Genomic DNA, 10,970 nt, shown 5'->3' with positions numbered 1-10,970 from the left:
GGTCCAGGGCAATTTTCAAATTTAGCTCACCGGGCCGTGAACGGTTACGTCGTGTGAAAGCCAAGGAAGGTGGATTTTCGGAGGCACCCGCGGTGGTGTCCGAATGATTTGCCTGCGGTGTCTTCATTCATCACGTTGAAGTTGCCGCGAGAAACGGAAGCAAGCTCTGCGGGGACGCGGGCACGGCGAGGGATATCGCGGTCAGGGCGCGCCCAGTGGCGTCTCTGGCTGGCGGCAAGCACTGCCTGCCGCCAGCATTGCGATTCGTTAGACCACACCCTTCGGACACCACCGCAGATGCCTAAGAAAATCCCGCAGTTTGGGTGAACTCACGAGAATCCCGGATGGACCCAAATTTGGCATGGACATGCGAGGTGGAAACTTTGGCGAATGTTGCCAGGAACTACACTGGACAGTCCTAGGGCATAAGGGGCACCGGAAGATTGACGCGGACTCAGTCAAGTCGGTCGCCAGGCGGCTCTATGAGGTGCGCTAAATCTGCTAAAAAACATCCTGCGTGGGCCTGCCCTCAGTGCCCTGTGGGAATTGCTCGGCGGCAGTCTATAGATAGGAGTCGGTGGCTAGCGTTCAAGCAATTGCTGTGTGTCGGCTTTTGCTTGCGAACGTCAAATAAGAGTTAGCACTCTAGCTGGGACTCGTCGCCTCGTCTACGACCCAAAGTCTGGCGACTTCGGCTACTGGATTTGAGGCTTGGTTTCGGCTTTGGCGGTTGAGAGGGCTTTCCGGATAGATTCGTCCTCGGGGTCTAACGCCAACGCTTTTTGGTAGTAGGCGGCGGCGGAGTGGGAGTTGTTCTGTTTGCTGGCGATTTGGCCTAGGAGTTTTAGACGCGCTACTTGCTCGGCTCGGGGGCCGCCCCGCTGGCCTGCTAGGACTTGTTCGGCGGTGGCTAGGAGCCGGCGGTCGGGCGTTTCGGCTCGCAGCTCGACCTGGGCCGCTCGGCTCAAGGCGGCCGGCGTCGCGGGCACGATGTCGCTGGGGGCGAGCGGGCCAGAGCTCGAAATCGCGGCGATGCCGCGGGGCGTCATGCCGGGGCTGAGTGTCAGGACGCGGCGCCAAACGTCTCGGGTCAGCTCCCACATCTCGCCGGCTTGCGCAAGTCCCGCCACTCGCGTAAGCGTCGGCAAGTGCTGGCGCCGCAAACTGGCCAGCTGGGCGAGTAGCTCCCGCGATTGCTCGGGGCTCCCGCCGGCAAAGTCCAGCCGGACCAGGTGGTAACGGGCTTCGTCCGATAGCGGGCAAGAGCGAAGGGCTCCGGCGGCGAGCTGGCGGGCGGCGGCGTAGCGGGTGGCGAGTTCGGTGCGGGTTTGGGTGGTTTGGTCGTCGTCCGTTTCAGCCTCAGGGACCACCGACAGAAGTAGTGGACGAGGCGACGAGTCCCCGGGGGAGTTGCGAGTTGCGAGTGGCGAGTGGCGAGTGGGGGCTGGTTGATCGTTGTCGGTTGTTGGTTGCTGGTACCAGACGGTGCGGAGGTTGCTCGGGTGCAAAGCCCTCGCGATCTGCTCGGTCTCTTGGCCGGTTGCCCCGATCGCCGCGGCCGCTCGTTGCCTCGCGACGATGCTGCTGAGGGCACAGAGCCGGACGGCGGTCTGGCTGTCCTGGGGATGGTCGGCGACGTGCGCTTGTAAACGGTCCGCAAGACCGCTCATCCGGTCCGTGTCTCGCGTCTCCGCGGCCGTCAGCATGTTGACGTAACGCTGGTACGCTTCACCCGTCGCCGCCGCGTGCAGCTGGGGGACCGCGGCGATGGTGAACACGGTGACGACGAGGAGCGTGGCGAAGGGGGCGAGGTTTTTGGTTTTTGGTTGTTGGTTGTTGGTTGGGGGGGAAGAGGCTGAGTGGCGAGAGGCGAGTGGCGAGGGGGGGGCGGCGGCTGGCGCCGGCCGCTGGGAACCTGAGGCTAGCGCCCAATGCCATCTACTTTCACCATCGCTTGCGATTGAAGCGTTAGCGGAGCGGCGCAAGCCGCCCGGTGTGTGAAGGTTCGCACCGCAAAACCGGACGGCTCGCGCCGTTCCGCTACAAAGGAAGTAGCAGCAAAACCGGACGGCTCGCGCCGTTCCGCTACAAAGGAAGTGGCATTGGGCTAGCGCCTTCGGCTGGGAACCTGAGGCTAGCGCCTTCGGCTGATGTTGGGGTGGGGGATCGGCGGCGGCTGGCGCCGGCCGCTGGGAACCTGAGGCTAGCGCCTTCGGCTGATGTTGGGGGGTGGCCCTCCCCGGACCTGAGAGTCCGACCCTCCCGGGGGGAGGGTGATGGGATGCGGAGCGGGCGACGGTAACGGCGAATAGCACGGCGGCGAGCGTGGCGCTTGGGATCAGCAGCAGGCCGAAGTCGAAAAACTGCGTGAACGCTAATGCCGCCATGGCGAAGACTCCGGCCGTGGCCAGCCCGAAATCCAGCGGATCACTGCTGCGGCTGAGCGACCACAGCGAGCGGACGAGTACGGTCAGGAGGGTGGCTAGGAGTGCCACGCCGACCAGTCCGGTTTCCACCGTCCATTCCAGCCAGGTGTTGTCGGCGTTGACCGCCCATCCGCTCCACGAGGTTCTTTGGTAGGGCAAATAGGCGTAGCGGTAGGTGCCGCCGCCGGAGCCGACTGTCCAGTGGGCACGGGCCGCTTGCACGGCATCCGCCCAGTAGTCCCAACGACCGTCATTCACGACCATTTCGCTTATCGCTTGTTCGCTTTGACTCAGCTCGTCCACTGACCGCAGTGGCAGGTCGAACCGGACCAGGACCAGGGCGGCGATCAACCCGCCCGCGGCGGTCGCGGCCAGGATCGAGCGGCCGCGCCGGCCGATGGAAAAATGAAAAAACGCCAACAAAACCGAGACCGCAAACACCGGTGCGGCCACTCCGCCACGCGACCCCGAGGTCAGTAGTCCGGCGATGCACAGCGCCGACAGGATCCCGGCGGCCACCGCATGCGGATCCGAAAACAGCTCCTTCACCGCCGCCGCGTCCAAACGGTCGCGGTCCCGCAGAAAACCGCTGAGCGCCGACAGCCGCCAGGCCAGGATGCCAATCGCACAGGCCAGCCCCAGGACCAGCAGCGTGCAGGCGTTGTTCTGATTGATGAACGCGCCGAATGCCGAGCCGCCGGTTTGTCCCCAGATCGTGGTGCCGGGCGTGAGGACCAGGCCCGCGATGCCCACGCCGGCATGGACGGCTCCGGTCGCCGCAAAGGCGACCAGCATCCAAACGATGTGCCGCCGTGCGTGGATCGCCAGCGCCGCGGCCGATGCGAATCCGGCCACCACCGCCATTAGGCTCCACCGGGTCATGCTGAGCCAGGGAGCGATTGTAATGGGGTAGCGACCATCGATCGACAGTCGTTCCGCGTCCGCGGCATGGCTTTGCAGCGGAGCGAGCCAGCGGGAGTACAGGTCCCAGGATCCGCCAGCGAGCCAGGGGCCGAGCCAGTTCGGTAGAGGAAGGGTTTGAAACCATAGGAATACGGTTGCGGCGGCCAGCAGCAGCGGGACGGCGAACGGTCGCAGGCCGGTTTGCCGAGGGCCTGAAATCATCGTCAGGGCGGCCAGGGCCAAGGCGGCGCAGGCGGTCCAGGCCATCGCCCACTGCGTCCACAGGAACACGCCGCCGTGGTCAAACGCGGCCAGAGCCGGTGCGAGGCAAAGCAAGGCCGTTGCCGATCCGGCAAGCAGGGGGGTTAGGAGGCTTGGGAGCTTCGGGAGGGGCATGGGAGTGTCGTCACGCCGCGGTCGGCGCGGACTTCGTTCCTTTGGGTGACAGGCACCTTGCAAAGGAAAAGCAGTCGTGTCACGTCCGTGTGAGGAACCCTAGCTCACCGCCGGAGCGTGTGATGGGGTTTCAATCCGAATGTCGCTCGTTGCGGCACGCGAGAGCGGGATTCATTGATTTTCGCGAGAGGTGGGCAGCTGCACGCGTGGTACTGTAGCGGATCTCAAGCGGCCCGGCGAGGGGGTTTGCGGGCAGGGTGAATCTTTCGTTTAGGAAAGGATGATCGGTCAATGGGAGCATGTCGAGTGCTAGGTCTGGAAAATTTTCAACGGCCCCTCAAAGGTGGGTGAGTAAGCGGGATTATCGGTCTGAACGGCGTGGCGAAAGGTTTTGGACCTCCTGCCAACCGTCCAGCTCTTTCTCGCTATGTATGGGGGCGTTCTCCCGCAACTCGCGGCTCGATACTCGCCACTTTCGACAAGTATTGACCGTAGTCGTTGTTGTAGAGGGTGGCTTGGGTTTTTAGTTCTTGCTTGTTGATCAGGCCTTGCTCGTAGGCGATCTCTTCGAGACAAGCGATCTTTAGGCCTTGCCGCTTTTCGACGGCGGCGACGAAGTTGCAGGCGTCCAGAAGGCTGTCCTTGGTGCCGGTGTCGAGCCAGGCGAAGCCGCGCGAGAAGAGCTCGACCGACAGGTCGCCCCGCTCCATGTAAGCTCGGTTGACGTCCGTAATCTCGAGCTCGCCGCGGGGTGAGGGTTTTAAATTCTTGGCGATCTCGACGACGTCGTTGTCGTAGAAGTACAGCCCCGGCACGGCGTAGTTGCTCTTGGGTCGCTGCGGTTTCTCTTCGATCGAGATCACACGGCCGTCCTCATCGAACTCGACGACCCCGTAGGCCGTGGCGTCGTGGACGTGGTAGCCGAAGACGGTGGCGCCGGTCGTCTTCTCGGCCGCACTGCGGAGGATGCTGCGGAAGCCTTGCCCGTAAAAAATGTTGTCGCCCAGGACCAGGGCCACACGGTCGTCGCCAATAAAATCTTCGCCGATCAGGAAGGCCTGCGCCAAACCCTCGGGCTTGGGCTGGGCGGCGTAGGTGAAGGTGACGCCCCACTGCGAGCCGTCGCCGAGCAGTCGCTGAAACGCCGGTAGGTCGTGCGGCATGGATATGAGCAGGATGTCGCGGACACCGGCCAACAACAACGTCGACAACGGGTAGTAGATCATCGGCTTGTCGTACACCGGGATCAGCTGCTTGCTGACCGCCCGGGTGATCGGGTGCAGCCGAGAGCCGGAACCGCCGGCGAGGACGATGCCTTTGGGAGGTGGTTGGTTGTCGGTTGGTGGTTGTTGGTTGGTGAGCACGGGGTTGGTTGTTGGTTGTTGGTTGTTGGTTGGCTTCGTAGCTGAACTCGCCAGAGTTTGGATTGAGTTGGTTAGGAGGTAAGGCGGTCCAAGTTCACAGGCTGGAAGCCTATGCCACGGGGTCTCGTTGGAGTCTAGCCTTTAGGCGATTTTTGGTTGCGCGCTCGGGCGGCTGAAGCCTGGACTCCAGCGCGTCCAAAGCCTGGTGAACTCGGTTACGGGAACACTCGGTTACTTTCGGCGGAGCGAAAGGCGACACTCTCCAATGTCTGGCGACTTCGGCTGGGGTTGTGCCCCCCTCTCCCCCGCGGACTGACTCGCTTGGGCTCGCCAGGCCGCGGGGGAGAGGGGGAGAAATTTTTTTTGGCGCGTGTGGGCGGGCGTACCTCGGATTGCATCCGAGGCTATCGACTGGCATCGCTTCGCGATTCTTAGTGGCATAGGCTTCCAGCCTGTGAGAGTAGCTCGGCTGTCCCAGCCGAGACCTGTAAGGCCTGGCCCGCTCGCCCCCCCCGGCCCCCACAGCCTGACTCGCTTGGGCTCGCCAGGCCGCGTGGAGAGGGGGAGAAAATGTTCGTGTGGGCGGGCGTACCTCGATTGTATCCGAGGCTATCGACTGGCATCGCTTCGCGATTCTCGCTGTCCGCTCGACTAACAACTAACAACTAACAACTAACAACTAACAACTAACAACTAACAACCCTCAACCAACCGCTTCCTTTTTCCAGTTTTTTAGTGATGCGGCGATGGCGTCCTCTACCGGGGACATGTTGATGCCGGTGGCTAGGAGCTTGCTGTTGTCCATGACGCAGTTGCTGCGCGGCGTCTTGGCGGCCGTCTGCATGAAGGTGGCTTCGCTCTCGAAAAACTCGAACTGCTTAGCCGGCTCGAGGTGCTTTTTGATCAGCTCGGTGACTTGCTTGGTGGTGACGCTGCCGGTGTTGGTGACGTTGTAAATGCCGTAGGGCACTCGCCGCTGCCAGCACTCGAAGCACGCCGCGACGAACTCTTCGAGATGCGAGATCGAGTTCTCGGCGTCGAGCAGTCGCTGGTAACGCAGCAGTTTGCTGAGGTAGTTTCGCGGGGAGTCTTCGTGGTTGAAGGGGATCCGCAGCCGCCAGAGGTAGGTCGATTCGCTGCCCTGCAAACACTCTTCGCCCAGCGCCTTGCAGCCGCTGTAGAAGCTGCAGTTGTCGGTGCGGAAGCTGAAGTTGGGCGGGTCGGTTTCGGTAAAACCGCCGCCGTCGGCTCGGCGGCCGGTGTAGATGCAGCCGCTGGACACATGCCCCCACGGCAATCCGGCCGCCTCGCAGACTTCGCGAATCATCCCCGGCAACACCGCGTTACCGGCCAAGCACTCGGCCTTGTGCAGCTCGCAGGCGTCCACGTTCGGTTTGCCGATGTAGCCGGCTGCGTTGATCAGGAATGTTGGCCGCGTCTCGGCGATCAGACGCGTGAGAGCCGCGCGGTCGGTGTAGTCGACGTCGCGCCGCGAGACGCCGCGGTAGGCGTGGCCGCCACGCTCGAGCAGTCGCGCGAAGGCCGAGCCGACGTATCCGGTATGTCCGAGAAGGAGGATCACGTTGTTGGTTGTTGGTTGTTGGTTGTTGGTTGATACCGCTCGCTGTCGGGGCCTGTCCTCTGTGCTCTCGGTGATCTCTGTGGCAATCTCTTTGCTTGGCACGGCCCAGGCGTTTGCCCCGTTCTTCTTCCCATCAACTAACAACCAGCAACTAGCAATTAAACCGGGACTCGTTGCCTCGTCCACTACGGTCCAAAGTCTGGCGACTTCGGTTACGGAGGTGCGGTTCACAGGCTGGAAGCCTATGCCACTGGGAGTCGTTGGATTGTAGCCTTTAGGCGATTTTTTGGGTTGCTCTCGGGCGGCTGAAGCCTGGACTCCAGCGCGTTCACAGGCTGGCGACTTCGGCTACGGGTGTGCCCCCCCCTTTTTTTGCTCCCCAGCTCCCTCTCCCCCGCGGCCTGACTCGCTTGGGCTCGCCAGGCCGCGGGGGAGAGGGGGAGAAAATGTTCGTGTGGGCGGGCGTACCTCGGATTGCATCCGAGGCTATCGACTGGCATCGCTTCGCGATTCTTAGTGGCATAGGCTTCCAGCCTGTGAGAGTAGCTCGGCGGTCCCAGCCGAGACCTGTAAGGCCGCACCTCGGATTGCATCCGAGGCTATCGACTGGCATCGCTTCGCGATTCTTAGTGGCATAGGCTTCCAGCCTGTGAGAGTAGCTCGGATTGCATCCGAGGCTATCGACTGCCATCGCTTCGCGATTCTGGCTGTCCGCTCAACTGGCGGCCATCAACTAACAACTAACAACTAACAACCAACAACTAACAACCAACACCGCTTGCTACTCCTTCCCTACTCCCTGTCGCTGGAGCTGGTAGTCGCCGCTGAGGATGTTTTGCCACCAGGATTCGTTGTCGAGGTACCACTGGACGGTCTTGCGGAAGCCGCTTTCGAAATCCTCGGCCGGCTCCCAACCGAGCTCTCGCTGGATCTTCGAGGCGTCGATGGCGTAGCGGAGGTCGTGGCCCGGACGGTCGGCCACGAAGGTGATCTTCTCGGCGTGCGGCCGGCCGCTCGAACACGGACGCAGCTGGTCCAGGATCCCGCACAGCGTCTGCACCAGTTCCAGATTCGTCCGCTCGTTGTTGCCCCCGATGTTGTACGTCTGGCCAGGTTCGCCTCGCTGGACCACCGTCAGCAGCGCCTCGCAGTGGTCGGTGACGTACAGCCAGTCGCGGATGTTTTCGCCCTTGCCGTACACCGGGATCTCTTCGCCTCGCAGGCATTTCAGGATCACCACCGGGATCAGTTTCTCGGGGAATTGGTAGGGCCCGTAGTTGTTGCTGCAGTTGGTGACCAGGACAGGCAGCCCGTAGGTGTCTCGCCAGGCTCGAGCCAGGTGGTCCGAGGCGGCTTTGCTGGCCGAATACGGCGAGTGCGGGTCGTAGGCCGTGGTTTCCGAGAACAGTCCCGTGCTGCCCAGCGATCCGTACACCTCGTCGGTGGAGACGTGCAGGAAGCGGAATCCGTCGGCGGCCGGACCTTCAAGCGACCGCCAGTGCTGGAGGCTGGCCTGCAGCAGGTTGTAGGTGCCCACCACGTTGGTCTGAATGAATTGGCCCGGGCCGTCGATCGAGCGATCGACATGGCTCTCGGCCGCCAAGTGCATCACGGCTTCGGGAGCGAACTCCGAAATCGCAGCCGCTACGGCTTCGGCGTCCGTGATGTCGACGCGGGTGAAAGCGTACCGCGGATGGTCCTCTAGGTCGGCCAGCGAATGCAGGTTGCCGGCGTAGGTCAGGCAGTCTAGGTTGAGGACGTCGTGGCCCTCGGCGACCGCCAAACGGACGAGGTTCGAACCGATGAATCCGGCGCCGCCGGTGATGAGAAGCCGCATGTTGGTTGTTGGTTGTTGGTTGATGGTTGTTGGTTGTTGGTTGATGGGGAAGGTTTAGGATAGTTGAAAAGCGGTGGGTGGGTAGCTGAACTCGCCAGAGTTTGGGGACGAGTTGCGAGTTGGGGCTGGGCTTCGCATTAGGGCGATTCGACGCGTTAAGTATCGTCAGGCGGAGCGGTGATGCGGCGATGTGGTTCCTGTGGGCGGGCCCCCTCGCCCCCGGCCCCTCTCCCCCGCAGCCTGACTCGCTTAGGCTCGCCAGGCTACGGGGGAGAGGGGAGAAAACGGTTTTTTTTCCGTACTTCGCTTCCGCCGGCGTTCCCGAATCTCTCGCTTCTCGCCACTCGCTGGCTACGCTACAGTGGGGCGCTGCTTGTTTCGCTGCCCGTTTGCCTGAGAGCTGTATCGATGCCGCTGTTGCCGCAAGAGCCTGACATGTTTCCGGAAGACTTGCTGGAGACGGTCGCCGAAGACGCTCCGTGGTGGGCCATCTACACGCGATCCCGGCAAGAAAAGACGTTGATGCGACGGCTGCGCGAAGACGGCATCCCGCATTACGGTCCCGTCATCCCACGCCGCTACCGCTCGCCCGCCGGCCGGCTCCGCACCTCCTTCATGCCGCTGTTTCCCAATTACGTCTTTCTGCAAGGCGATAATGAGGCTCGGTATACAGCCGTTTGCACCGGATGCGTCTCCCGCTGCGTCGCGGTCGACGATCCGGCGGAATTGGTCACCGACCTGCGGCAGATCCACAGCTTGATCCAGACCGACCACCCGCTGGCCCCGGAGTCGCGGATTGAACCGGGCGACATGGTGCGCATCAAGAACGGCCAATTCGCCGGTTTCGAAGGCGTCGTCGCTCGCCGTGAACACGAAATCCGGCTCGTCGTCTACGTCCGTTTCATGAACCAAGGCGTCTCGGTCGCCCTGGATGATTGCCAGTTCGAGGTGGTGGAGAAGAAGGTTGAGGGTTGAGTTAGGAGTAGTGGACGAGGCGACGAGTCCCGGACGCAGGAGGTTGACCAGTGAGCCGTTCGTGTGGGTGGCCGTACCTCGGATTGCATCCGAGGCTATCGACTGCCATCGCTTCGCGATTCTTAGTGGCATAGGCTTCCAGCCTGTGAGGGTAGCTCGGCTGTCCCAGCCGAGACCTGTAAGGCCTGGCCCCCTCACCCCCAACCCCTCTCCCCCGAAGCCTGACTCGCTTAGGCTCGCCAGGCTTCGGGGGAGAGGGGAGTAAACATTTTCTGGCGGGAGCCCCGTACCTCGGATTGCATCCGAGGCTATCGACTGGCATCGCTTCGCGATTCTCGCTGTCCCCCACAGCCTGACTCGCTTGGGCTCGCCAGGTCGCGGGGGGAGGGGGAGAGAATGGTCGTGTGGGCGGCCGTACCTCGGATTGCATCCGAGGCTATCGACTGCCATCGCTTCGCGATTCTCGCTGTCCGCTCGACTGGCAGCCAGCAACTAACAACTAACAACTAACAACTAACAACTAACAACCAACAACTAACAACCAACAACCAACAACCAACTACACGACGTTGCCTTCTTCTTCGACTTGGGGCAGGTCCTCTAGCGAGCTTAGCTGGAACAGGTGCAGGAAGCGGTCGGTGGGGTAGTAGGTGGCGACCGGGCGGCCGCCGTCTTCGGGTTTGACTCGCTCGACTCGCAGCAGTTGCCGGCGAACCATCTGGTTCAGCAGCGCGCCGCTCTCCTTGCCGCGTTGGTCCTGCACTCGCTGGGCCGTGATTCCGGGCTGATAGGCGACCAGGGCCAGCACCTCGACCGCTCCGAGCGATAGGTGCGCCTCGCGGACTTTCCCGTAGAAGGCTCGGCGGACCGTCTCCAGCTGCGGGGCGACGACCATCTGCAGCCCGCCAGAATCGGTTTCGATCCGGATCGCTTGGCCGGCTTCGGCATAGGACGAGTTCAGTTGGTCGACGATCTCTTCGACTTCGCGCGGCGAGACGTTGCGGATCATCCCCGCGATCTGCTTGGCCGTGAGCCGCTGGTTTTCCGGATGGCCGACGAACAACGCCGCTTCGACGATCCCTTCGATCGTCACCGGCCCGTCGGCTTGCTCGGCATCCACCTGCGGCGTCTGGGCCGCCTCGTCGGTGGCCGGCGTCTGAGGATCGTCATCCGCCGCCGGTTCGGTCCCCTCGGCAGCCCCCGATTCGGCCATCACCTTGGCGTAGGCCGCGCCGAGTTCCTCCAGTGAGACGCCTTCCCAGTCCTGGTCGTCGGTCATTTGGTTGTTGGTTGTTGGTTGTTGGTTGTTGGTTGTTGGTTGTTGGTTGTTGGTTGTTGGTTGTTGGTTGTTGGTTGGCGAGTTTATCGTACTCGTACTCGTACTCGTACTCGTACTCGTACTCGTGCTCGTGCTCGTGCTCGTGCTCGTACTCGTGCTCGCGATTCTTGCCGGTGGTGGAGTGACGCGTTGTAGGCTGCTGTGCAAG

At 62.5% G+C, this 10,970-nt stretch carries 6 protein-coding genes; 1 reads left to right on the top strand and 5 read right to left on the bottom strand.

From position 1 onward, the window contains the following. Positions 1-695 precede the first annotated feature (695 nt). The 4 genes from GE027_RS21785 to rfbB form a co-directional block, all read right to left on the bottom strand. Complete coding sequence (locus tag GE027_RS21785) at positions 696-3,665, bottom strand: O-antigen ligase family protein (protein WP_162006870.1); 2,970 nt, start codon at positions 3,663-3,665, stop codon at positions 696-698. A gap of 485 nt (positions 3,666-4,150) precedes the next feature. Further along, positions 4,151-5,089 carry a glucose-1-phosphate thymidylyltransferase RfbA gene (gene rfbA, locus GE027_RS21780; RefSeq protein ID WP_153559345.1) on the bottom strand — a complete coding sequence of 313 codons (939 nt, stop codon included), beginning with the start codon at positions 5,087-5,089 and terminating at the stop codon, positions 4,151-4,153. A gap of 703 nt (positions 5,090-5,792) precedes the next feature. Then, positions 5,793-6,671 carry a sugar nucleotide-binding protein gene (locus tag GE027_RS21775; RefSeq protein ID WP_153559344.1) on the bottom strand — a complete coding sequence of 293 codons (879 nt, stop codon included), beginning with the start codon at positions 6,669-6,671 and terminating at the stop codon, positions 5,793-5,795. Between the two features lie 781 nt (positions 6,672-7,452). Next, complete coding sequence (rfbB, locus tag GE027_RS21770) at positions 7,453-8,508, bottom strand: dTDP-glucose 4,6-dehydratase (RefSeq protein ID WP_153559343.1); 1,056 nt, start codon at positions 8,506-8,508, stop codon at positions 7,453-7,455. 408 nt (positions 8,509-8,916) lie between these two features. On the opposite strand from rfbB, the gene nusG reads away from it, so the two are divergent. Next, a complete protein-coding gene (gene nusG / locus GE027_RS21765) occupies positions 8,917-9,483 on the top strand; it encodes a transcription termination/antitermination protein NusG (protein ID WP_153559342.1) in 567 nt (188 codons plus the stop codon). Positions 9,484-10,042: 559 nt separating this feature from the next. On the opposite strand, the gene GE027_RS21760 is transcribed toward nusG, so the two are convergent. Then, positions 10,043-10,762 (bottom strand): SMC-Scp complex subunit ScpB, encoded by a 720-nt coding sequence (locus GE027_RS21760; protein ID WP_153559341.1) that lies wholly within the window; start codon positions 10,760-10,762, stop codon positions 10,043-10,045. Positions 10,763-10,970: the final 208 nt, after the last annotated feature.

This window comes from Roseimaritima sediminicola, from assembly GCF_009618275.1.
Classification (GTDB): Bacteria; Planctomycetota; Planctomycetia; order Pirellulales; family Pirellulaceae; genus Roseimaritima; species Roseimaritima sediminicola.
Note: the sequence above shows the minus strand (reverse complement) of the source record. Positions and strands in the feature narration are given on the sequence as shown.